Below are 21,406 nucleotides of genomic sequence, written 5' to 3' on the forward strand. Positions count from 1 at the left end.
TTTGGCGCATGACTTACATAGTATTTCTGACAGCGATTTCAGACTACACTTACTGCAGATCGGTCTATTCCCACATCCGAGCCTGTTCAAAGGACGCCATGAAACTCAAACTCGCCCTGCCTGCCGTACTCCTCACCGCGATCCTTACAGGCTGCGGGACAACGCCGACCACTGTCATCGAGTCGCCCAAAGCCGCGACACCGCCTGTAAACAGCGAACTCATCAAGGCTACCGAGTTAACAGCGGAATGGAATCAGCTCGACTACTCCGAATTCGATCTACCAGACGAATCGACAGACAACTACTCCAAGGCACAGGTGAAAATGGTAGCCGAGGACGTCATCGGACTTCTGGAAAACCAGCTGAAGTTCCAGCAGGCAGAGTCTCGCGGTGAAGTCCTAGAAGACGTCGACGACTTCATCGCATCAGCACCAGGTGCTCTAGCCGCCTCCTTGCAAGACAGAAAGAATCACGGCATTAGAAATGGCAAAGATACTTGGCCCACGGTTTTCGTTCAGGAAGTCGATGCAACTTACAAACTTGAGGACGAGAGCCGATCAACTTATGCCTGGCAGATAAAAGAAAAGAGCATGTTCGACACCAAAGGGATTGCAGTTACCATCTTCCACAGGACCTTTTACCGGATCACAGAGCCAGGCCAAGAGGCGAACTTTATCACCGTGGGACGCTGGATCGAACTCAGCACGATCGACCCTGACTACGCAGCCCGGAGCAAAGACTATGCATGGCACCTCGGTTATGCCTACAACGGAGCAGAGGTGTGCAAGTTAACTCAGGCAAGCCTGCTAGCCCCCACTCCAGACAAGACCGAAAAGGACGAATCTCTTCAGCTGGCGAGCGTACCAACTACGAGCTTTGCGCCAGAGACCAAGTTCGAAGTGGACCAGGAAGCCCTCGAAGCCGCCGCAAAGAAGTGTTAACTACGCTGAGCAGCAATGGCGAGTTGTCAATTGAAGTGTGAGCCGTCAGCGCCAAGGCAGAAACGCTCGAAAGCATCCGACTAGCAACCGACGGCGTCATCGTCACCGAAGCAATGTTTGAGAAAGAACTGGAGAACAGCTAACCATGGGAACCGCAATAGGAATGCTCTTCGTCTGGGCGATCAGCCTCATCATCCTGATCCTCGTCATAGCCCAAGGCGTGCGCGTCGGCATGCGATGGTCCCGCAAAGACGAACGACACGAACGCGAAACCGCCGGCATCCCCTACCGGCCCGGCGAGTCCATGTTTGACTACCGGCCGCAGAACCCGCCCCAGTTCAAGCCACACCGCACTGACCGACGTTTCAAATAGACCACCTCCACCGCCAGGGGAACACCATGGAAGTACTCGGCCCCATCATCGGGATCGCTCTCGTCGTCTTCATCGCCCTCTTCATTTCGATCTTCGTCATCGAAGAAGGGGTACGCCGAGGCATGCGCAAAGCACGAGCAGAGGAACGAGCCGAACTCGCCGACATGGAAGCATTCGAGAACGACGAAGAACATGTCGACTAAGTTGGCTTTCCCTCCCACCACACATCACCCGGATGTAGCCACACACCAGTGAACTTGCACCGTTTATCCTGCAGCTCAACGAAGATCGCAGGCCCACCCGGATCCAGCCGGAGCGCGTTGCCACTCATCCACTCGTCCCCGTCCCGCTCCCACTCGAGGCGAGCGCGGACGGGGAGTTTTGTGCGTGTGGGTCGGTCTCTGGCGGGGAGCGCATTGAGTACTTCTTGCCATTTGGGTGCGCTGCCGGTGAAGTGGACGGGGCTGGTGGACATGTGGACTATTGTTCGCGCACGGGCTGACACGGGCCCGGGGGCTTAGTGTGGTGGGCATGAGTGTGTGCGCTGTTGTGTGGTGTGACCGTGCCGCCGCGGCGCGTGGCCTGTGCAAGCGCTGCTATGCGCGGTACAAGCGTGGCCTCGGCCCGAATGAGACGCGGCAGTACACGACACGGGAGACCAAGGAACGAGTGCGCTACGAGGCCACGGCGCGGCGTGAGGCGGGTGAGAGCATCGAGGCAATCGCCCAATCACTCGGACTGAACGAGTCCACCCTGGGTAGCTGGTTCCGGGAATGGGACGTGCAACCGTCTAATGGCAAGCATGGTCAGTCACAGGCACCGAATCAGTGGAAGCGCTGGAACCGTGAGGATGCCGTAGTGGCGTTGACGCGGACCGATCTGACGATCGGGGAGCGTGCCGAGATGCTGGGGCGGTCGTACACCTCGGTAGCAGGGTTCGTGCGTGACTACGGGCAGCGCGATGGGGACCCGTTCAGGATCGCTGATGAAGATGAGACCGAGAAACGGAGTTGTCATTGAGATTCAGTGATGATTCGTTCGCGATTGAATTCGATGAACGGGATAAGTGCGAATGGAAGTTCGTCGCGGTCCTCGTCTTGGTCGTCTCCGCGTGGGTTCTCCCCCTTGCGGCGTATGCGCATGAGTGGGTTCCCCTTCCCGATAATCCCTTTCAACCGGGAAAGATCCCATATTGGTGTGCCGTTGCAGGGACTCTTGCCGGAGCCATTGGCGCTTCGTCTCCTTCGGACATCACTCCTGATTCGAAGTGGCGTGACCGTCTATCTTTGATCGGATGGGTAGTTCTTCTCTTCGGTTCTCTCTTTGCGCTTTTTTACGGACTGCAGCTGGATAACGACAAATAGACCCCACTGCACGAATGCAGTGGGGTCCAAATCGGGATGAAACTATACCGGAGAATATACCGGCTACACGTCGAGTGCGGCCCGAACAGCAGCGTCCTTGGCTTCGAGGAGCTTCCTGAGTGCGGTCGACTTCTCTGGACCGTCCGGCAGCGTTTCGTCCACCTCGGTGGCGAGCGCGTGGAACTTCGCCGAGGTGTCGCGCAGTGCCCCTTCTCTGAGGTGCTCGAAGGCGAAGTGCCTCATGATTGGTGTGCCCATATCAGTGTCTCGGTTCGTAGTCGTCGGGGACTGGTGTGTCGTCTACTTCTTCGTCGGCGAGATCTTCGTCTTCGTGTTCGGAGTCCTCGTCGAGGGGTACATCCTCGGCATCATCTGGGTCGACCTCTTCCGCTTCATCAGAGTCGGCAGACCGGGAGACGATGGTGTTTGCTGCGGCGGTGAGTCCGAACGCACCACCAATGTAGAGGACGACGTTGGTGGTCACCGCGTGCCATTCTGGGATGTTGTCAGGCCCATAGGCTGTGGCGATTGCACCGAGAGCGACACCGACGAGAGCGTAGGCAACGTAGGTGGGTTTGCGCCAGGTGGCGGGGATGATTTCGTTGAGGGTCATGGGTTAGCCTTTCAAGCTCTTGGTCTGGACAGTGGTGATTTTCGCGGTCTTCGAGTTCGTCCACACCTGCACGCGGAGTCGGTTACTGCGACCGTTCTTCCCTTTGCTGGAACTGCCGATCTGTGTGTGGGTGATGAACGTGGACCCTGTTGATCCGGGTCGTTCATCTTTCGGGTAGTAGCCGTCGATGATTGTCTTCGATCCACGTTTGTAAGAGGCGACAACAAATCGCAGTTGGATGGTTTCAGACGGTTTGAGTCCTTCGACGGTGACCTGGACTTGTGTCATGTGCGGGTCGCCGCCGCAGGTGAGGATCGTCCACGCGTTCTTGCCTACTGCGAGGGTCTTCCACTTGTATCGTGCGAGCTTCTGCGCCGCCTTGTAGACAGGGCTGTACAAGTATTTGGACATGCCGAGAATGCCTTCCTTCTTCGGTTCTGCGGGTTCGGTGGCAGTGTTGGCTCCGCCTTGGGCGAGGCGGATGATGCTGGGCACCTGGGAGATGCGTTTACGGCCGGGGCAGACTTTGCCGGGGTATTTGGACCACTGATAGCGGGTGCCCTTGAGGCTGTTGGGGAGTCCGTTGTTGGGGACACCCATCGCGTGGTAGCCGATGCCGCGGTCGCGGACTGAGCTCATCTGCCTGATGGGAATGTTGTGGGTCTTGCACGCCCATACGATGATCTTGACGATGGAGACGATCTGCTTCGCGTTCCAGTAAGGGACGTTGTCGCCGTTGGTGTTCCAGCGTCCGAAGGAGCCGCCGTAGTCGGCGGTCTCAATCGAGATGACGTGACCGGAGCCGAGGTAGTTCGCGTCGGCAGTGTAGGCGGTGTCGACCCATTGGTAGATCTCACCGTGCTCACCGACACCGAAGTGGGATTCGGTGCCGACTGTCCCGTCCTTCTGGAACATGCCGTCAGTGCCGGCGAGACTGCCCACCATTGTGTGAAGAGATACTGCGTCGTAGGACTTCATTCGTCCTTGTCGAGCCTGGTTCGCGAGGAGCCTGTTGACGGCTCCGGGCATCATGGCCATGAGTTACCCCTTTCGAAGGGCATAAGAAAAGCCCCTCACGGGGCTGTGGTTGGTGCAGTGGTCGGTGGTGGTACTGCCTGTTGTGCTCGGCAGGGGCCGGCCACGGTGACGCTGGTGCCGTCGGTGAATTCGAACAGCCAGTCACTATCAGCGGTGCAGGTGACGTCGGAGATCCCGCGGCCGCTGCTGCCCTTCTCGCCTTTGCTCCCTGGTTCGCCCTTGGCCCCGGGCGGGCCGACAATGGATTCCCCCTTCTCCCCTCTCTCCCCCTTTGCTCCAGCAGGTCCAGGGATGGTGGAGTCCTTGCCGGGTGCTCCTGCCTGCCCTGCGGGTCCGGGAATGTCGGAGTCTTCGCCGGGTGTGCCCTGGCCGCCTTGCTCGCCCTGGCCTCCAGGTTGTCCGGCGGGCCCGGGAATGTCAGAGTCCTGACCGTCTTGGCCCGGCTTGCCTGCTGGGCCGGGGACCGTTGATCGTGAGCCAGGCATACCGCGGGGCCCGGGCGGCCCGGCGGGGCCTGCTTGTGGTTGGTCGACGTTTTTCTTCACCTGTTGCGCTTTCGTGCAGATGTCTCGACCATCAACTTTCACGGATCCTTCGTCACAAGCTTGCTCGACTTGATCTGCTAGGGCGTTCGCGCTCATGGTTGCATCGTCGGCCTCCTGCTTGGAAGTGTTGATTGACCAGATTGTCCAGGCCAGACAGGCGAGTGCGGCGAGGAGCATGAGGGCGGAGAGCCATCGGGGTGGGAACTCTCGGTCGCGGCGCTTGTCGTGCCTATTCCTCATTGCGGGTCACCTCGTTCGAGTCGCAGGAGACGGTTCTCAGCTTCGAGGTCTGCGACCTTGACGTGCAGTTCGGCGTTCTCGGCGCGAATTCGGGCATTGTCTGCTTGTTCTCGGTCGATGTCTTCGCGGAGTTCGGCGCGGCGTTCGGCACTGAATTTGCGGTCTGAGATTGTCCACCAGACTGCAGCGACCGCGAGTCCACCGGGCCCGCCGTATGTGGCGAGGAACGAGGGGATGTCCACACGTGATGTCCTCCCTGAAATTGGGTACAGAAAACCGCACCCCTTCGAGAAGGCGTGCGGTTAGTGGCTGAGGCTGTTCGGTTACCGTGTGGGGTCGTTGACGAGGAATCCGTCAACACCGAGGTCCAAATATGCGGGGTCGTTGCTTTTCAGGTTCGCGCCCCACGTCCACAGTTTCACTCCGGTGTCGGTGATGCGTTTGGCTGTGGTCGTGTTGAGCCGGTCCATGTGCATGCCGACTGCATCCACTCCGTCGACGATGGTGGGGGTGCTGGTGCCGCTGACGAGTTGGATCGTATTGAGTCCGGACCTGGCGAGGACGCTGGTGACTTTGTCTTCGAACGATTGGGCGATCACTTGGCCGCGGTAGGGCCAGAGTGTTTCGATGAACTTGTTGACGTCGGGCGCCTTGAGTTCGATCATCATCACTGTGTCGGTGTCACCGAACTCGTCGAGCATTTCGGAGAGGAATGTCGCCGGGGCTGGATCGCCTCCTGTTGGATCCTTGATACGTAGTTGTTCCCATTGGGCGACAGTCATGTCCGAGACTTTTCCGGTCTTACCACCAGCTGCGACCCTGTCGATCGCGTCGTCGTGGATGACAACGAAGGCGCCGTCCTTGAGCTGCTGGACATCGAACTCGAGGATCACGTCCGGGTCTTCGGCGTTGACTGCTTTCGCGCCTTCGAGGGTGCATTCTGCGTAGAGTGCAGCCCCACACCGGTGGGCGGCCACTGCCGGGTATTCGACCTTGCTGAGCGCGTTGACCTCTTCGCCCTTGGTGGCGACGCTGAGGACGCTTGCGAGGAGTGCCGTCACTGCGACCACAGCCAGTATGGTGACAACCACTCGTTTACGCATGATTCTGATTCTACTGTTCTCATAGTGACCTCACGACTTGTAGTAGTAGATGCCTTCGAGAGAGACCCAGCCGCCCCCTGATTGGCTGTGGTACACACGAAACATGGTGGGCGCGCTGCTAGATGAGAATTCGACACGCCTCAAGTTGGTCCCGGACGTGGAGGCGGCTGGGCAGTTGACCGCCTGGGCAGGACGCGCAATTTCGGGAACAGTGAACAGGTCGGCCGTTCCCTCGGTCATGTCGTTGTTGCTTGTGGGCGTTCCGCTCTTTCGAATCACTCCGCGCCATTCGACTTTCTCGTCCGGCCACACACGGTAAGCGGGAGCGAATCCCCACGTTTGCGGACCGTACCCGGACGCGAACGTTGTGACTGGAACCCACGCGGGAACTGCCGATGAAGACATGGTGCCGTCAGGGTTGAATGTGAGTGGCCCCCACTTTCCTGACCCGTCGCCCTTGACCTCGAACCCGCCCTGCGTGGATCGGATCAGGCCTGGTGTTGAGTTTGGGAACGTGTTCGATGTGGGAGGGTTCGCGCCAGGAGTGCCGAGGTCTTGGAGCACAAGCGAATCGCCAGACCACACCGCCGAGACCAGGCCGTAGTCTGTCCGAGCTGGTTCCGTGGACTTCCGTGCCACGTATACGCGTACCGAACTGACCCCGGCAGGCATTTCGCCGGTCGAGAGCTTGATGCCAGCACGTCGCATACACGTGAACTGTCGAGGCGTGCTGATCGTTGTCTCATTTGTACCGTCATGCCACGTGTAGACGGCCCACCAGTCGTTGGTGTCGGGGCCGTTCGTGCCGTTCGGGTATTTGGTGGTGGACATGGTGATGAGGTTTCCATTGGTGGACAAATGGTGGAAGCGCCCGTTTGCCCACACCGTGCCGCGTACCGCTTCTTTGTCTCCGGCGTACCACCCGCCGTAGTAGGTTCGTTCGCCAGTGGTGGGGTGGAAAATGTCGACGCCACCAGTTTCCTTGCTGCCAGTGAGGACCGCCGTCGATGTGCCATAGTCGAACGTGCCGATGTCGAACCCGACAATATCGACACCGATTTTTGCGACTGAATCGTAGCGCGCCTGCCCGACACCAGTTGTCTTATCGTATTTGCGCCATGACACATGCCCGTCCGCCCAGCACTGCGCAACGTACACGTAAGTGCCGTCTGTGCCGATGCCGGGCTGGTACTCCCCTGACCCATAAGCGGCGTACTCCCACTTACGGACGAGAGTCCCGTTGAAGTCGTACACGTAGATGAACCGTTTCGACTTATCCCGCAGCGGCCCTTCCTCAATACCAAGGGCGAATAGTTCCGAACCAATGACAGTGATTCCGTTGCGCACCCAAAACTCGTGCTCGAACGACGACACCAGGTTCCCCGAAGTGTCGATGCGCTCCATCCGGTCCGGTCCGCCAGTCACCGAGTTATCAACAGCACGCCAAAAATGTGTGCCGTCGAAGGCGAGGCCGACAGCGTTCTCATTGTCGGCCAGTTGCGGGAACTGGGTGCGCTTCGTGTACGAAGACACGTTCGGCGGAGTCGCCGGTGGAGTCACACCAGACTCGAGCTGCAACTGCCCACCCGACGCGACCACAGCAGGCCCCTCGATGGACATGCGGCCAGTGGCAGTCAACGACTTCGCACGCACATCACCCGCGAACGTGGCAGGAGAACCATCAGAAGGGAACGACACGTTCAGTGCACCGTCTGGCCCGAACTGGCGGATACCGTAACTCTCAGTGATTTCCACGGCTTCACCAGCAGTGAACCGGGATGCCGCAATGTCGACACCTTCGAACCGTCTGCCCTTGAACACGTCAGCGTCCACCATCTCAGCCCGCACAGTCACGAACTGGGCGAGCTTCGCCCACAGTTCCTCAGAGGCTGTGATCTTCGAGGCGGTAACGGCTCCGGTGAGAATCGCGTTCTCACCGATGAACTCCTCCGCCCCGACCATCTTGGCGACGACGACCTCGGCGAACAGTTTGGCAATAACAGCCTCGGCGAGCGCAGCTGTGCCCACTTTGAGGTTACCTACCTCGAGCACATCAGCGGCGAGGTGAGGGGTCTGGATGCCGCCAGGCTCGATGAGCGTTCCGCCGACCATTGGACGGACAGAAAGGTTCCTAAACCAAACGGTAGCAGTTGGATCACCCTCATAGGCGGGAAGGTATCGAAGCGTATGAGAATGCTCCTGTCGCTCCTCACTAACCTCGAAAACGCCAGAGTAGGTTTCCCATTCAGAGGTAAGTGATTGGTTAGAAATCCCATAGACCCACCGGGGAACAGGGCTGTAGATGCCCATGTAGGCTGTTGTGCCCTCGACCGAAGATTTCATATCAATGGTCATCTGGTATTTACCAGAGGGGAGGACAAAAGGGGATTCTGAGTAATGAGTAGCTTTTCCTGGAGCCTTCACCCCGCCTTCCACTTCATCATAATTTAGGAAGGGGAAGTCAGTAATTTTCGGGTCTGGGTTGCTTGGAATTACGTTGGCACCCGATGCAACGATTAGTTTGTCTGCGAGGATGGATCCTGCACGAATGCGGTTGACGACGTCGAGGAACCCAGTCGTGATCGTGGCTGCGTCTACGTTCGACAGGACAGCTCCGTCGACTTTATGAGTGACCCAGACATTGCCGTTCCAGCGGAACCGTCCGATCTCCCGGCCACCAGAACCGAGCGACGTGAGCTTGACCCAGGTGTCATCGACCGCGCCGTCGTAGACAGTGGGAGGATTCGACGTCGACCACTTCGTAGCGGTCTTTCCGCCGATCATCGAGGACAGCGTTCCCTCGACAGCGGTGATCTCCGCGAAGGCCGCGTCGATCGCTTCCTGTCGGGCCGTGGCAATATCGTCGGCGATCTGCTCTGGGTCCAGGCCCCCGGCAACGGCCTCCGCCAGCTTCTCATCGAGAGTCTTCTGGCCCTCGATGAGCATCTCACCAGCATTCTTGATGAGAGTCGTGGCGGCGTCGATCTCCTCGAGAACGATGTCCCCGTATCCGGGAACGTCGACAGTGACCATCTCGGATGGTTCTGACATTTTCCCGGCCTGGGACCAGGCAACAAGGCACACAGTCCACATGCCCTTCTCCACCCCGATCGTAACTTCACCACCAGAGGCAGCGACGATTGACCCGCGAGCAGTGGCACGAGACGGGGTGAACAGCTCTGTGCCAGGGTTCGCGTGGATTTCTGTCCGGGACCAGTCCGAGGTGGCCACGAGCGCATCTGTGAACCCGCCGTCCCAACCACCGATGAGCGAACCGTGATCCGTTAAGACAGATGGGACAGTCGGCGTCGGAGGAGTAGGACCGGCAACCACTTTCACCGTCGTGCCACCATCGTCCTGCGCCCCGACGATAGCTTTCAGATTCCCGTCAGCATCGTTGAAATCGATCGATCCGCCCTCGACGCTGGTGCGCTGCGCCTGCGGAGAGTTGGCGAGCGCATCGAATTTGCGCTCGAGACGTGTTTGGTCTGCAGCCAGACGGTCCAGGCGTGAATACAAGCTCATGTGATCTTCTCCGATCTGCGAATCTGCAACGTCGTAGTGTTCTTCTCTGGGTGGTGGATTATGCCGAGGATGCGTACCCACAGTTCGCCGAAGTCCGTCCAGCCCACACCGGACTGGATGAGGATTTCGTCCCCGGCACGGTAAGTTCCGACTGGTGCGTTGTCGTGGTCCCAGACGGTGATCTCGGTGATGTCGAGTTCACCGCCTAGGGCTTTCAACTCGGTTTCGGCGCGATCGCGGGCAACGGAGTCCTTGCCAATGGATTTGTCAGTGATGACTTTCCACTTCCCAAGGCGGTTGGTGTTCCGGTTAGCCTCAGCGCGCACCATCTTCCGACCCTGTCCTGCGCCGAGGACAAGGACATGCGAGGCGTATTCGTCGCCGTCATCAGTGGTGGGGATGTTGTCGGAAATGTTCTCTCCGACCACGAACCGCAAGTCACTGCGACGAGATCCCAGGCGCGGATACCCGTACTCGATTTCGTGAATGATCTCGTCATTGTCGGAACTAGCCCACCGGTGCTTCACGGTCCACTCATACCCACCGATCTCAGCAAGCTGAGTACGTTCCTTGTCGAGGTCGAGGGTCTCCCAGTACGCGAGATAGTAAAGCTCGTTCTTGCCCGTCACCGTCTCGGACAGACGAACCATCTGGGACTTGTCCGCACCGACCGGTTTGAGGCCGATGTCGAACGGTTTCTTCTGAAACTCATCGATGATGTAGCGATCAATCAGCAGCGGGTCCGCAGTGTCGTACTTGTCCTCCCCCGCCCAAGGTTGACCCTGCCAGCGTCCCGAGAACCCGATGCAGTCCAGCGACAGCGTAGGCCCGTCCGTTGGCAGTTGAGTGACGATACCGGCACCCCTAATCTGTCCCGATGCTTCCGCGTAAATCGCGGTTGATTCGGGAATGAAGATTGGTTTCCCGTCCTCATCTTTCAGTGCTGCAACCTCAGGAGTGATCTTCGCATCCAAACCGCCATGCCCCGACAACGACTCCTGCACAGACACATCGGACAACGGCAAATTGAAATCAAGGAAGGTCTCAGTGCCGTCACCATTCAACCTGCTCGCAATGTAACGCCACTCAGACATGAGGCTCCTTAGATCGTGTTGTCGTCGACGGCCTGCTGTGCATAGTCAGCACGCAAAGCAAGCCCGCCGAGGGCCTTCATCGTGATTCCGGATGTCGAGGCGCTGTCGTTGAGACCAGCCTTGAATGCGAACGTCACGATCCTTCCGCGTAGCTTCTTCGGGATGTACACCTTGTCTGAGATCGTCCAGTCCGTGGAATACGAGGATCCTGCGCCGGAAGTATCGAACCCGAACTGCTCTGTTGAGAACTCATACTGCTTACCGTCAGGCCACGTGTGTGCGCGGTACTCGTCGCCGAACTCGATCCAGCGACGCCCGTGAGCATTCTGGCCGCCGGTTGCGCTGACGTTGGACCACGTGGCGGTGATAATCATGTAGTTCGCCCAGGCGGGGATGAGCAAATCGGATCGGTTCGGAATTCCGGCGCCTCCAGGGAACAGCTCACCCCACGACATGTCCGTGCCATTCTTCAACCGTGCAGTGAGTTTCACCTGCGGTCCGTCGTCGGCCATGATGCGAGGGCGGGAGAAAAACCCGTAGTCCTTGAGTGGGTTCGCAATCGTGCGCATATCGACGATCATGCTGGGCTGAATATCAGACCTCGACGCTGGCTGATTGATTTTCGCGAGCAGCAGGTACGGCTTGAACTGCGGCAATGTCGTCGTGACGTGATACGAGTTATATGGGCCATCCGCCACCGACGCGGGAGGCTGGCCAGTGAACTGGGTATCCTCGATCAGCAGATACACGTACTTTGTTGCCGCTCCCGAGGATCCAGTCGCGGCCACTGGAACATCCGTGAAGGAGTCCTCTTGCACCACATACGACTGCCCTATCACGCCAGGGTATGTTGAACGGATGACACCAGTGCCTTTGTGGACACGAACGGCGGCACCAGGTGTCGATAGGGCTTTGACCATGAAGTCGCCGGGATCGATGATTCCTGTAGCGCCAGACGATCCAATGAAAGAGTCGGCACGGGCCAGTTCGCCGTAGTTCTCCGCACCGCCTTCGCCTTCAACACCACCAGTGGTGAACCATGGGACAGGATAGAGGGCCATAATTATGCTCCTAATGAAGTGTGGGCGGAACCCCACCGGATAGTGGCCGAAGCCGACCCGTCCGGTGAGATGCCACGGAAGGTGAACTCAGACGCCCCAGCGGGGACAATGATTTGGTCGAGACGAGACTTGCGCGTGAGCTTCCCTGCGAGGGAAACCCCGTCATCGCGGGTGACTGTACGCCTACGTGCATCAATGGTCACGGAACGGTCGTAGGCAAGACTGGTGCCTAACTCAATTTCCCACCCGTCACCGCCCACAATTGGCCGGCTGACAGTGCTATGAATCGTGATTGTCACATCACTCGTAGGCCGCAACCCTGTGTTAGTGACGATGCCCTGCCGAATGCCACCCTTGAGTGTGACAATGGGTGACCTCATCGGGGACCGAATACCAGCAGACTGCGGTGGGGTGATGGACAGTGTGACCTGTCCACCCCCACCGTTGTCAGGGTCGCCGTAGAACAATCCGTCCGTGCGATCGAAGACGGCTGTTCCATCGGCATGCTTGCGGGCGAAGATCTCCGTGTCGTCAATATCGAGGTCGCGGGGACGCCCGTAGGCGCGAACCGTGCGACCATGGATGCCGATCTCGAGGACCGACTCGTCTCCTGGCTTCCGGTCTCGGGCTGCGGCCCAGGCGTTGGCGAATTCCGCCGCGGCCTGGGCCGTTTCTACTGCCGTCTCTCCTCGTGCATAAATGCCGAGCTTGATCGGTTGGGGATCACCGAAGTCCCGTCCGACGAGGATGTTGTCACCGACCGGGTTCGGCTGATCCTGGACCCGCCACCTGATTGAGGTGGCCTGCAATTCTTTGACCTGCAGGTTGTGCCCACACCCGAAGCGATACCCATTGATCGCGAACTCACCATTAGCTAACTGCATTTAGCGTGCTCCGATCTTCTGGGATGACTTCGATAGGCGAGACCTCGACTGGTCGTACCCGTTACCGACAACCGCGGTGACGGCGCCAGTGAACTGCTGACCGTCCGCATTGAACGTGATCCGCATATTCGACAAAGCGTCAGCCAGATCGTTCGGGTGGATTCCGATCGACCGGACGGCGCCGGCGACAGCTTTGGTGAACGCTGCTTGGTCGAACGACGGGCCGCCGGTGTTGGGCAGGTAGGTGTGGTTGCCACCGAGCAGTGAGCGGGTCTGTGCGGTGTTGTCGACTCGTTCGCCACCGTTGAACCACATCAGCTCCGGGCCTTCTTCGCCGACAAGGGCGACACCCCGGCGTGCTGAGGTCGTCCCATTGGCGTACCCATGGCCTTGACCGATGACGTTGAGATGATCCCGGCCATACTTGTATTTGGCCCAGTTCATACCCGCAACGAGGTTCGCCAGCGGGTTACGGCGATCATTCGGCAAATCCTTGTCACGGTAGGCCGCGAACGTCCCAGGGATCACCTGAACAAGACCAACAGCCTCATTCCCACCAGAGTTCACATCCGACACTCCCTGAGTGACACCCGGATTGCCGCCGGATTCGGACATGATCTGCCTGAGCCAGGCTTCAACGTAAGCATCATTGGTGGGCAGGCCCACGCGCTGCAGTGCGGCCATGACAGTCGACCGCCACCGTTCAACGCCGCCAGCTTCCCCGGAACCTTCCGCGAAGGAGTCGCCAAAGTCGCGGGACTGTTTGATGAGCCCCTCGACGGCCTGCGACATGATTCCGGAACCCATGCTGTTGGCTATGGGGTTGTCGGGCAGCTGACCGGAGAACTTCTTCACCAGATCGCCTCCGACCTTCTTCGCGGCCTGCGCGTAAGCGTCACCCATGTCACCCGGCATACTGCCACCGAGTGCGCCCAACAATCCGCCCATGGCACCGCTTGCCGCTCCCCCACCACCTGTATCGACGTGGAGGTGATTCGCGTGCCCAGCTACACCCCACAGGGTGCGCAATGCTGGCCACATGGAGTTGATCATCGGAACAACCTGGTTGAACTTCGCAGTCTCAATGGCGTTTTGACCACCAGGACCGTAGTTCGCGTCGAAGGCTTGGCCGGGCGGACGGTAGTGGTAGGAACCATTCGCGTGCCCACCGACCCTCTGGCCCCATGCCCCGAACTCGGAGATGCGGACGTTCTGCCCCTGCAACCACTTCGCGGCGTTCTCGAGGTCGACCATGCCGCCAGTTGCGTAGGCCGGATAGTCGCCGGATCGCATGGCCTCCAAGATCGGGTAATAGGAGGACGTGCGATCGGCGGGCATGATGAACTCACCATTCGACACTCTTGCGAGGATCGAATCTGATGTTCCGGTGCCGGGCCCATTGATGGGTCCACCATCACGGAACGCGGGAATCTGTGGCAGGGTGACACCGATTTCCCCGAACGATTCGTTGACGGCGTCAGCGAACTTGTTGAGGATGTTCGCGGTGTCTTCCATCGCAGAGCGTGTCTCTGGCGGCAGTTCACCCATTTCACGTGCAACAGCAGTCGACAGTGCCGACATTTGCTGTTCACCACCGGACCGAATCGCATTGAACCCGGTGGAGGCGTTGGACTGCATGGCCCCGAGGTGCGAGTCCTGGGAGGTCGACATGTCGGACCAGCGGTTCGCAACGGTCTGCCCCATGAGTCCGAGGATGTCGGACATGGTGGCATGTTGCGCTGTGAACCCGGTCTTTACCTGCTGGTTCTGCAGCTGCAATGCCGTGAGGACTGAGGCGTTCATGGCCGCCCACTGGCCCTGCGCAAGCGTCAACTGAGTCGCATTATGCGCCTGCTGCATGGACAGCTGCGTGGCATAGTCTGCCTGCAGCATTGCCGCCTGCGTTGCCAGGTGTGCCTGCGCACCGAGCAGGAGTGTTTCCTGCGACAGAGTCTGCTGTGCGATCTGAGCCGCCCACCCGTCAATGGTGGTGGTCAGCATCTGATCGAACATGGCCTGCCACGCTTCAGTGACGGGGGCAGTGTCGGGAACGGGGACTCCGCCTACTGCACCTGCCTCACCTTCAGCACCGCCACCTATGCCGGTGACGCCACCGTCAGCCATTGCCCCACCGAAGCCGGGCATACGCTGAATCGCTTCCATGAGGATCGACATGGAACGCTGGGAGCCGTCGAGCGGAATGTATGCCTCATCGACGTCCATGCGATCACCCACAACACGCCAGGTGTTCGGGTTGACCATCTCAGCACCGGTGAACCCGCCAGCCGCCATGGGAGTGAGAATGTTGCCGTAATAGTTCGGTTCCCACTGATTCAGACTTCCCGGCGACTTGCTCCTATTTCTGTTCGGGTTGAGCAGGTTCTCCGGCACGTTCTTGATGCCGTTCTTCGGCTCCGTGACATTGAAGTGCACGTTGATCTGCACATCTTTGTCGATGCCATCGACGGCGGCCTTGGTCTTGTCGGCCTCCTTACGTGCGGCGTCATCCATCCAGGACTCGACCGACACGTCTTCGGGAATACCCATGATTTCTCGGGCCATATCCTTGGCCTTCTTCTCATTGAGACCGAGCTTCTGCGCGGACCCAACGAGGTCATCATAAGTGCGCTGCAGCTGCCCCTGAAGGTCTTCCTGCGATGCACCGTTTTCGGCCATAGCGGTAGCCGCGTCGCGCCCTGCGTTAGCTATGGCGAACAGCGCGTCCTGGTTCGCACGACCCTTCTCTGTGGTGATGTCGAGAGTACGACCATTCTCTTCAACCGCTGCGCTGATGCCGTCAATAGCTTCTTCGTATGAGGCCATTGATTCCATCTCGGTCTGCTGGATGATGCCCAGCGCGAGAAGGTCCTCGAGCATTCCCTGAAGACTTTGGGATGCATCCTCGGCCGCACCGCCGACACCGTCGATAGCCTCCTCGGCGGTCCCGGCTGGACCCTCGATGCCGTCCAGTGCGATCTGCGCGAGAGTTGCATTGTCAGTACCCAACTCCATGGCCTGCGCCTGCTTGATCAACTGATCCTTGAAGGCCGGCATGAGGTCAATCAGGTTGGCAATTGATTCCTTGCTGCCATCTGTGGCATCCACCATCTGGCCGAACGCCTCAGCCGCCTTCGGTGCATCATCAGCATGCATGGTGGCCAGCTGTTCGCCCAAGGACTCGAATCGTGCACGAACCTCCTCGGTGGAGGACGTCATGTCCACCATCCCGAGGCTGATCACTCGGGCTGTATCGGTTGCTACGTCGCTGAGGACTCCCCAGCCGTTCGGGTCAATGACCTGCTGCACGGCGTTACCAAAAGCTCCGACATCGTCAGTCGCGTAGACAAGGTCAGAGAACGACTCATTGAGGGAATCGACCTCGATTGAGCCTTGAGCCATCTGCCCGGCCAGCTCCTGCAGTGCGTCGGCGGTCTCACCTGTAGCGGTGACAACGCTGGTGCCCCACTTGCTGAGAGGATCACCTGCAAGAGCAACTGCGGTGAGGCCGAGGGCTGCGCCTTTGGCAAATCTGCCGACCCGCCCCAGATTCTTTCCAACTTTCCCCAGTGGCCCCGTAGACCTAAGTGATGCGGTGCGAAGGGTGCCGAACGCTGTGACTGTTTCCGCGATCCGTGGGGCAAGGATGAGTGCGGCGCCACCGGCGAGGGTAGCGGCCCCGGCGATACCGGCAACGGCGGCCCCGGCCTTGATGACCGGTTCTGGGAGCTTGCCGATGATGTCGGCGAATCCGGCGACAGCGTCAGCGGCTTCGGCCATTGCGGGCAGGAATGTGCCACCGATGGTGATGGCCGTGTCTTTGAGGCTGTTGCCTGCGATCTTGATTCGGGACTCTGCGGTCTCATACCGTTTCGCGGCTTCTTCGGCTAGAGCGGTGCCTTTGTCGAATTCCTCGTTGCCCTGTTTGAGTGCATCTGTGAGTACGTCAGATGCGCCAGCGAGACGCAGGAGAGCATCTGATTCGCGGATGCCCGTGATTCCGAGCTCGGACAGAGTGTTGTTGACGTTCTCGCCTGAAGCGTCAGCTTCGCCAAGGCCGGCCACGAACGTGCTGAGAGCGCCAGCGGCGTCCTGCTGCCAAGCCTGTGCGAACTGCTCAGATGACATGCCAGAAATGCGGGCGAACTCATCGAGTCCCTCCCCGCCTTCACCAACGGCCTTCGTGATCTTCTTCATCACCATGGTCATGGCAGTACCGCCGGCTTCAGCCCTGATGCCCACCGAAGACAGTGCGGTGGCGAGGCCGAACACTTCACCTTCAGTGAGTCCGGCCTGCTTGCCCACGGCGGCGACGCGCATCGACATGTCCACGATCTCGGATTCCGTGGTGGCGAAGTTGTTGCCGAGTCCGACGACCGCGGCACCCATTTTCCCGAAGTCCTTCTGGGAAGTGCCCATGATGTTCGCCAGCCGTGCCAGAGACGTGGCGGCCTCTTCGGCGGAGAGGTTCGTGGCTTCGCCCATGTTGATCATGGTTTTGGTGAAGGACACAACATTGTCGGTTTTGATGCCCAACTGTCCTGCAGCCTCGGCGACAGCGGCGATCTCTTCGTGGGTAGCGGGGAGCTCCTTCGCCAAACCTCTAAGCCCGTCCTCTACTGCGGCGAGCTGCTTCGGTGTCCCGTCAACCGTTTTGAGCACACCAGTCCACGCGGATTCCCACGACATGGATGCTTTGGTGGCGAGGCCGAGAGAGCCGACGACGACTGCCCCGAATCCGGCCATGGCGGTGCCTGCGGTGGTCAGCTCCGATGAGTATCGGCTAACTGTGCCCATGGCTTTGCCGACACCGGTGGAGGATTTGTCCCAGGCTGTTTCGGTTTTCTGGGCGGCATCAACAGCTGACTTTCCGGCTGCTGCCATGTCGGCCTTGTACTGATTGACCTTCGCCGACAGGGTCACTGACACTGAACGAGAAACTGCCATGACAGTGGCCTCCTATATGATGTGGGGACTACAGGGGAAATGCGAGAAAGGGCCATGACGTGCTTGCAGATATGAGTGGTGCGATAGCACTGTTTTTCATTGCGGTAGTCATAGCTGCCGTCTTCTTCGTCGTCCGCGGGATAATTCAGTACGCGAAGAGACGTGAGGCTGATCGCCAGGAAATGCTCGACCTCATGCGCGAGCGGAATCGCGGTGACGGCAGTCGATAGCTACTCGTCTCTGACGACGTAGGTCTTCTCGCCCTTCTCAGGCTCACGGGAGAGCTCTCTGAACCGCTCAAGCTCGTCGCACGCAACACATGTGACTGTCTCAACTTCGAAATCATGCTTATGCTCACCAGACGTACGTGACATCGGCTGGCCACACCCACGACACAGATCAGACTCATGCGCCGTCAGCGCAAGAGCGAATGACCGATCCTTCGCCGTCCACTTCTTGCCCGGTTTGCGCTCACCCTGAAGCACGGACACAGGAATCCCCCATGCCCGTGCCGTCCGGGTGATCGCGAGAGCGTTTAGGCCTCGTCCGTCCGCCCAGGCCTCGATGATTTTGGGAGGTAGTCCCCCGGCTCATTCGACGACAGTTCATAGAACGCTTTCTGCAGCTTCCGAACCTGCGGGGCACCGATCTTGTCCACGAACTGGCGCATCTGCTCGATAGTGAACACTGACTGACCTGTGTCGCCGACGATGACGGCCGCGAGAGTATGCACACCGGCCTCGTGCGTGACGATCGCGTTGGATGCGTTGGAGGTTGCGCGCTTGATGGCGTCCTTGATTTCCTTCGCGTCGGTGACCTCTGCACGCTTGCATTCTTCACGCGCATACCCGGCGGCCCGTTTCGCGGCAGCGTCGGCACGATCCTTGCAAGCGGCACGTGCCTCCTGTGCGATCTCGTCGACACGCTCCTGGTCAAGTGCCTGAACAGTGAACTCGACAGCGGAACCCTGGAGCTCGGTCTGCAGGCGTTCCTGCTTCTCCAGCAGTTCAGCTTTCTCGGCACCAGCGGCAAGGTCCTGTTCGCCGCCATCGTCGTCGAGGAACAGTGCCAGGTCTTCTTCGACTGCGATCAGTTCGCCTGCAATGTCGGCACGCTGGAACACGGTCACCGTCGTCTGCGCGGTACGGATGCCGGCAATGAACTCGTCGGGATTGAAACTCATGATTCTTCCTCCATGTGAAAGTTTTGGGGTCTCCATGTAGGTGTGCCTGTGGGGCAGCCATGGAGGAACTGCCCCACAGGGGTCTAGGTGATCCGAAGATCAGGGGCCAGCGGTGGCGACCGCGGCATTGAGCCACATGTCCTGGTAGGCGCCGACGACCTTGCGCTTCACGTAGCCGGTGCGGTCGACCTGCTGGGGGTTGTCGGTGATGAACTCGAATCCGTCGACCTCATCGCCCGCCTCCCACGCATCGGTGGCCTTCTTGGAGGTCTCGCGCTGGTAGAGCCAGAGGCGAGTGCCCTTCTCCTTGGTGGCCTGGAACACGGCATCACCAATTTCGCCCTCAACGCCGCCGGTTTCTGGTGCCCCGGTCTCATCGAAGTAGCGGAAGGGCGTGAACTCAACGGTTCCGTTCGAGGGGCCGAATGCGACGGCGTTGCCCTCGACACACAGCTCTTTCTCCTCGACGGTCTCGGAGGCGGCAGGAGTGACGTTGTAGTCTGCCGAGTTGATTCGGCAGGAGGCGTCAATCCCGGCCTCGAGTTCGGTGATGGTCGGTGCCATCGGATCTTCGGGCTTGGCGGACAGGAGGGCCACGCGAGTGTGGCCGTCGGCGAGTGACTTAGGCAAAGTGATCAGCCTTCTTTCTTCTGGTTGGTCTCGGTGGGCTTGGGGGCAGGCTTGGGCTGTTCGGCGACCTTGGCCTTGGGTGTTGCAGACAGGTGGGGGAAGATCTTGAGGTGAGCTCGCGGGATCTTCTCGGCGAGCTTCTTTCCTGTTCGTGTGTCGTAGGCGGTGACGAATGCGTCGTCGTTCTGGATGTGAGCCACTGGGGTCTCCTCGGTGCGTTTGGGCATGAGAAAAGCCCCGGAGGTTTCCGAGGCTTGGAGGGGTGGGACTGTTCGGTTACGGCTGGGCGAAGGTGAACGACAACGGCTGGTAGTAGCGGGCTGGCGTCACTGCCGTGTCGTATTGGATTGGCACGTGCGGTTCAGCGTGCACGTATTGGCCGCCACCAGGCACTGGGACTCGGTTGAGTGCCTGCACGACGGCTTGTGACCATGCGCGCACAGTGCCTGCCGAATGGCCGGCGGCGGTGACATTGACTCCCCCAGCTGTCTCGGGGTCGCAGTAGGCGAGCGCTTGCTCTGCGTGTTCCCGTAGTGGTTGAGCCCACACGGCCAGGTAGGGAAGTATGTATCCGCCCGTCATCGTCTCCACAGACTCGGGAACCATACCGTCGTAGACGGTGGCGCCGAGTACGCGCAGCTGGTCGAGTGTCCAGTCGTTGAGGGTGATGATGTCAGCCATCACAGCACTCCTTCGACGAGTTTTGCCATGGCCTGCTCAAAGCCGGGGATGCGGCGATCAAATGCTGGACCGACGAAGGGCTGCGGTGCCATGCGACTCGTACCCGTTTCGACGAAGAGGCCGTATTTCGCGGTCGGACCGATCTCGGCCGACGACTCACCGCCCGCATTGGACAGGTCGTGTCCGATGCTGTTTTTGAGGTTGCCGGTGTCGACGGGTGCGAATTGTTTCGCGTCCCCCGTGATGTCGGCGGCAGTCTTGGCGACCGCTTCCCTGGCCATGTTTTGGGCTTTGGCTCCGGCTTTGGTGAGGTCGTGGCCGAGGGAGTGGAGGCCTCTTGCGTCAGCAGTCATGCCGCCACCTCCTGACTGTTCACGTCCTGGCACAGATAGTCCCGTGTCCAGTTCGTGGTTCCTGACTCCGCGACAAGCACAGTGAGTTCTCGCCCGTTGAGGTCAGGGTCGTCTGGGTTGTCGAGGATGACGATCACGTCCCGGTAGTGCAGCCAGGTGGATGCGATGGGGACTGAGATGCGGTGTGAGGCGATCATCTCGACACCGTCTGCGACCGTGACGGGGCGCGTGGATTGGGTGAGGAACTGGGCCGAACATGGTGCATGTTCCCACTTGGAAATATAGGTGGGATCAGTGACGGTCTGGCCGGGAAGGATATCGCCAGGCTCACCTGGCGTGAACGCCATGCAGTCACCGGTGAGGAAACCGTAGGCGGTCGGCTGATGGTGGGCCGACCAGTTGTCGGGTAGTACCTTCAACTTGCCTCGAGCTGGGAGCGGGCTCATAGTCGCATCTCCTCACCTTCTTGCCGATCGGGCCCAGTGAGGTCGAACGCCATGAAGAATGGCTCTGCATCCTCCGCGTCCTCTTCCTCCTTGGCCCTGGCCCTGAGTGCGGCTGAGTGCTTGCGCAAAGCGTCCGCCACAGCTCTGCCGTCCGATGAACGGTCCTGCGTAGTAATGACCTTGGAGATGAGTGCCTCAGATGAAGCAATGACATCGATCGCGTCAGCGGCCGCCCTCTTGATCGACCCGTTGGAGATCGTCAGGAAACCATTGAGCTGGTCATCGTCAAAGATCTGATTCTCGCCAGTGTCCAGATCGCCCGCCAGGAGCCGCACCTGTTGCACTGGTTCGTTGTATTCGACCATTACAACTCCCTTGGTTGTGCCGT

22 protein-coding genes are annotated in these 21,406 nt (G+C 59.5%); 4 read left to right on the plus strand and 18 right to left on the minus strand.

What is annotated here, in order from left to right; all coding sequences use genetic code 11:
- Positions 1 to 98 precede the first annotated feature (98 nt).
- The 4 genes from CXR25_RS13720 to CXR25_RS13730 all read left to right on the plus strand — a co-directional run bounded on the left by CXR25_RS13720 (position 99) and on the right by CXR25_RS13730 (position 2,334).
- The gene (locus CXR25_RS13720) at positions 99 to 941 is read left to right on the plus strand and encodes a hypothetical protein (RefSeq protein WP_125240651.1); all 843 of its coding nucleotides are present in this window, start codon (positions 99 to 101) and stop codon (positions 939 to 941) included.
- 145 nt (positions 942 to 1,086) lie between these two features.
- On the plus strand, positions 1,087 to 1,314 hold the full coding sequence (locus CXR25_RS13725) for a hypothetical protein (RefSeq protein WP_125240652.1): 228 nt from the start codon (positions 1,087 to 1,089) through the stop codon (positions 1,312 to 1,314).
- Positions 1,315 to 1,340: 26 nt separating this feature from the next.
- Complete coding sequence (locus CXR25_RS18690; protein ID WP_164513977.1) at positions 1,341 to 1,517, plus strand: hypothetical protein; 177 nt, start codon at positions 1,341 to 1,343, stop codon at positions 1,515 to 1,517.
- A gap of 328 nt (positions 1,518 to 1,845) precedes the next feature.
- A complete protein-coding gene (locus CXR25_RS13730; RefSeq protein ID WP_125240653.1) occupies positions 1,846 to 2,334 on the plus strand; it encodes a helix-turn-helix domain-containing protein in 489 nt (162 codons plus the stop codon).
- A gap of 407 nt (positions 2,335 to 2,741) precedes the next feature.
- Here CXR25_RS13730 and CXR25_RS13735 read toward each other — a convergent pair whose 3' ends face one another.
- The 18 genes from CXR25_RS13735 to CXR25_RS13820 all read right to left on the minus strand — a co-directional run bounded on the left by CXR25_RS13735 (position 2,742) and on the right by CXR25_RS13820 (position 21,383).
- Entirely contained in the window at positions 2,742 to 2,936 is a 195-nt protein-coding gene (locus CXR25_RS13735; protein WP_125240654.1) for a hypothetical protein, read from the minus strand.
- Between the two features lies 1 nt (position 2,937).
- On the minus strand, positions 2,938 to 3,291 hold the full coding sequence (locus CXR25_RS13740) for a hypothetical protein (RefSeq protein WP_125240655.1): 354 nt from the start codon (positions 3,289 to 3,291) through the stop codon (positions 2,938 to 2,940).
- Positions 3,292 to 3,294: 3 nt separating this feature from the next.
- Entirely contained in the window at positions 3,295 to 4,329 is a 1,035-nt protein-coding gene (locus tag CXR25_RS13745; RefSeq protein ID WP_125240656.1) for a peptidoglycan recognition protein family protein, read from the minus strand.
- A gap of 35 nt (positions 4,330 to 4,364) precedes the next feature.
- On the minus strand, positions 4,365 to 4,874 hold the full coding sequence (locus CXR25_RS13750) for a collagen-like domain-containing protein (RefSeq protein ID WP_125240657.1): 510 nt from the start codon (positions 4,872 to 4,874) through the stop codon (positions 4,365 to 4,367).
- Between the two features lie 236 nt (positions 4,875 to 5,110).
- The gene (locus tag CXR25_RS13755) at positions 5,111 to 5,356 is read right to left on the minus strand and encodes a hypothetical protein (RefSeq protein WP_125240658.1); all 246 of its coding nucleotides are present in this window, start codon (positions 5,354 to 5,356) and stop codon (positions 5,111 to 5,113) included.
- 81 nt (positions 5,357 to 5,437) lie between these two features.
- Positions 5,438 to 6,217 (minus strand): glycerophosphodiester phosphodiesterase, encoded by a 780-nt coding sequence (locus tag CXR25_RS13760; RefSeq protein ID WP_125240659.1) that lies wholly within the window; start codon positions 6,215 to 6,217, stop codon positions 5,438 to 5,440.
- Positions 6,218 to 6,247: 30 nt separating this feature from the next.
- The gene (locus CXR25_RS13765) at positions 6,248 to 9,163 is read right to left on the minus strand and encodes a hypothetical protein (protein WP_125240660.1); all 2,916 of its coding nucleotides are present in this window, start codon (positions 9,161 to 9,163) and stop codon (positions 6,248 to 6,250) included.
- Between the two features lie 575 nt (positions 9,164 to 9,738).
- Positions 9,739 to 10,836, minus strand: a complete 1,098-nt coding sequence (locus tag CXR25_RS13770) for a hypothetical protein (protein WP_125240661.1) — start codon at positions 10,834 to 10,836, stop codon at positions 9,739 to 9,741.
- 8 nt (positions 10,837 to 10,844) lie between these two features.
- On the minus strand, positions 10,845 to 11,897 hold the full coding sequence (locus CXR25_RS13775) for a hypothetical protein (protein ID WP_125240662.1): 1,053 nt from the start codon (positions 11,895 to 11,897) through the stop codon (positions 10,845 to 10,847).
- A 2-nt stretch (positions 11,898 to 11,899) separates the two neighbouring features.
- Positions 11,900 to 12,781: a hypothetical protein gene (locus CXR25_RS13780; RefSeq protein WP_125240663.1), complete on the minus strand. Its 882-nt coding sequence runs from the start codon at positions 12,779 to 12,781 to the stop codon at positions 11,900 to 11,902.
- Positions 12,782 to 17,725: a phage tail tape measure protein gene (locus CXR25_RS13785; RefSeq protein WP_125240664.1), complete on the minus strand. Its 4,944-nt coding sequence runs from the start codon at positions 17,723 to 17,725 to the stop codon at positions 12,782 to 12,784.
- Positions 17,726 to 18,260: 535 nt separating this feature from the next.
- Positions 18,261 to 18,908 carry a hypothetical protein gene (locus tag CXR25_RS13790; protein WP_125240665.1) on the minus strand — a complete coding sequence of 216 codons (648 nt, stop codon included), beginning with the start codon at positions 18,906 to 18,908 and terminating at the stop codon, positions 18,261 to 18,263.
- Between the two features lie 99 nt (positions 18,909 to 19,007).
- Complete coding sequence (locus CXR25_RS13795; protein WP_125240666.1) at positions 19,008 to 19,538, minus strand: phage tail tube protein; 531 nt, start codon at positions 19,536 to 19,538, stop codon at positions 19,008 to 19,010.
- Positions 19,539 to 19,543: 5 nt separating this feature from the next.
- A complete protein-coding gene (locus CXR25_RS13800; protein WP_164513978.1) occupies positions 19,544 to 19,738 on the minus strand; it encodes a hypothetical protein in 195 nt (64 codons plus the stop codon).
- Between the two features lie 76 nt (positions 19,739 to 19,814).
- On the minus strand, positions 19,815 to 20,219 hold the full coding sequence (locus tag CXR25_RS13805; protein WP_125240668.1) for a hypothetical protein: 405 nt from the start codon (positions 20,217 to 20,219) through the stop codon (positions 19,815 to 19,817).
- Positions 20,219 to 20,572 carry an HK97-gp10 family putative phage morphogenesis protein gene (locus CXR25_RS13810; RefSeq protein ID WP_125240669.1) on the minus strand — a complete coding sequence of 118 codons (354 nt, stop codon included), beginning with the start codon at positions 20,570 to 20,572 and terminating at the stop codon, positions 20,219 to 20,221. Before CXR25_RS13810 ends, CXR25_RS13805 begins: the two co-directional genes overlap by 1 nt.
- Positions 20,569 to 21,018: a DUF6093 family protein gene (locus tag CXR25_RS13815; protein WP_125240670.1), complete on the minus strand. Its 450-nt coding sequence runs from the start codon at positions 21,016 to 21,018 to the stop codon at positions 20,569 to 20,571. Before CXR25_RS13815 ends, CXR25_RS13810 begins: the two co-directional genes overlap by 4 nt.
- Positions 21,015 to 21,383 carry a hypothetical protein gene (locus CXR25_RS13820; protein WP_125240671.1) on the minus strand — a complete coding sequence of 123 codons (369 nt, stop codon included), beginning with the start codon at positions 21,381 to 21,383 and terminating at the stop codon, positions 21,015 to 21,017. The genes CXR25_RS13815 and CXR25_RS13820 overlap by 4 nt, the downstream gene beginning before the upstream one ends.
- Positions 21,384 to 21,406: the final 23 nt, after the last annotated feature.

It is taken from the genome of Brevibacterium aurantiacum, from assembly GCF_003932995.1.
In the GTDB taxonomy this organism is placed as follows: Bacteria; Actinomycetota; Actinomycetes; order Actinomycetales; family Brevibacteriaceae; genus Brevibacterium; species Brevibacterium aurantiacum.

Coding starts and splice junctions, on each gene's coding strand:
- CXR25_RS13720 (WP_125240651.1), top strand. CDS start 99: ATGAAACTCAAACTCGCCCTGCCTGCCGTACTCCTCACCGCGATCCTT.
- CXR25_RS13725 (WP_125240652.1), top strand. CDS start 1,087: ATGGGAACCGCAATAGGAATGCTCTTCGTCTGGGCGATCAGCCTCATC.
- CXR25_RS18690 (WP_164513977.1), top strand. CDS start 1,341: ATGGAAGTACTCGGCCCCATCATCGGGATCGCTCTCGTCGTCTTCATC.
- CXR25_RS13730 (WP_125240653.1), top strand. CDS start 1,846: ATGAGTGTGTGCGCTGTTGTGTGGTGTGACCGTGCCGCCGCGGCGCGT.
- CXR25_RS13735 (WP_125240654.1), bottom strand. CDS start 2,936: ATGGGCACACCAATCATGAGGCACTTCGCCTTCGAGCACCTCAGAGAA.
- CXR25_RS13740 (WP_125240655.1), bottom strand. CDS start 3,291: ATGACCCTCAACGAAATCATCCCCGCCACCTGGCGCAAACCCACCTAC.
- CXR25_RS13745 (WP_125240656.1), bottom strand. CDS start 4,329: ATGGCCATGATGCCCGGAGCCGTCAACAGGCTCCTCGCGAACCAGGCT.
- CXR25_RS13760 (WP_125240659.1), bottom strand. CDS start 6,217: ATGCGTAAACGAGTGGTTGTCACCATACTGGCTGTGGTCGCAGTGACG.
- CXR25_RS13765 (WP_125240660.1), bottom strand. CDS start 9,163: ATGCTCATCGAGGGCCAGAAGACTCTCGATGAGAAGCTGGCGGAGGCC.
- CXR25_RS13770 (WP_125240661.1), bottom strand. CDS start 10,836: ATGTCTGAGTGGCGTTACATTGCGAGCAGGTTGAATGGTGACGGCACT.
- CXR25_RS13775 (WP_125240662.1), bottom strand. CDS start 11,897: ATGGCCCTCTATCCTGTCCCATGGTTCACCACTGGTGGTGTTGAAGGC.
- CXR25_RS13780 (WP_125240663.1), bottom strand. CDS start 12,781: ATGCAGTTAGCTAATGGTGAGTTCGCGATCAATGGGTATCGCTTCGGG.
- CXR25_RS13785 (WP_125240664.1), bottom strand. CDS start 17,725: ATGGCAGTTTCTCGTTCAGTGTCAGTGACCCTGTCGGCGAAGGTCAAT.
- CXR25_RS13790 (WP_125240665.1), bottom strand. CDS start 18,908: ATGAGTTTCAATCCCGACGAGTTCATTGCCGGCATCCGTACCGCGCAG.
- CXR25_RS13805 (WP_125240668.1), bottom strand. CDS start 20,219: ATGGCTGACATCATCACCCTCAACGACTGGACACTCGACCAGCTGCGC.
- CXR25_RS13810 (WP_125240669.1), bottom strand. CDS start 20,572: ATGACTGCTGACGCAAGAGGCCTCCACTCCCTCGGCCACGACCTCACC.
- CXR25_RS13815 (WP_125240670.1), bottom strand. CDS start 21,018: ATGAGCCCGCTCCCAGCTCGAGGCAAGTTGAAGGTACTACCCGACAAC.
- CXR25_RS13820 (WP_125240671.1), bottom strand. CDS start 21,383: ATGGTCGAATACAACGAACCAGTGCAACAGGTGCGGCTCCTGGCGGGC.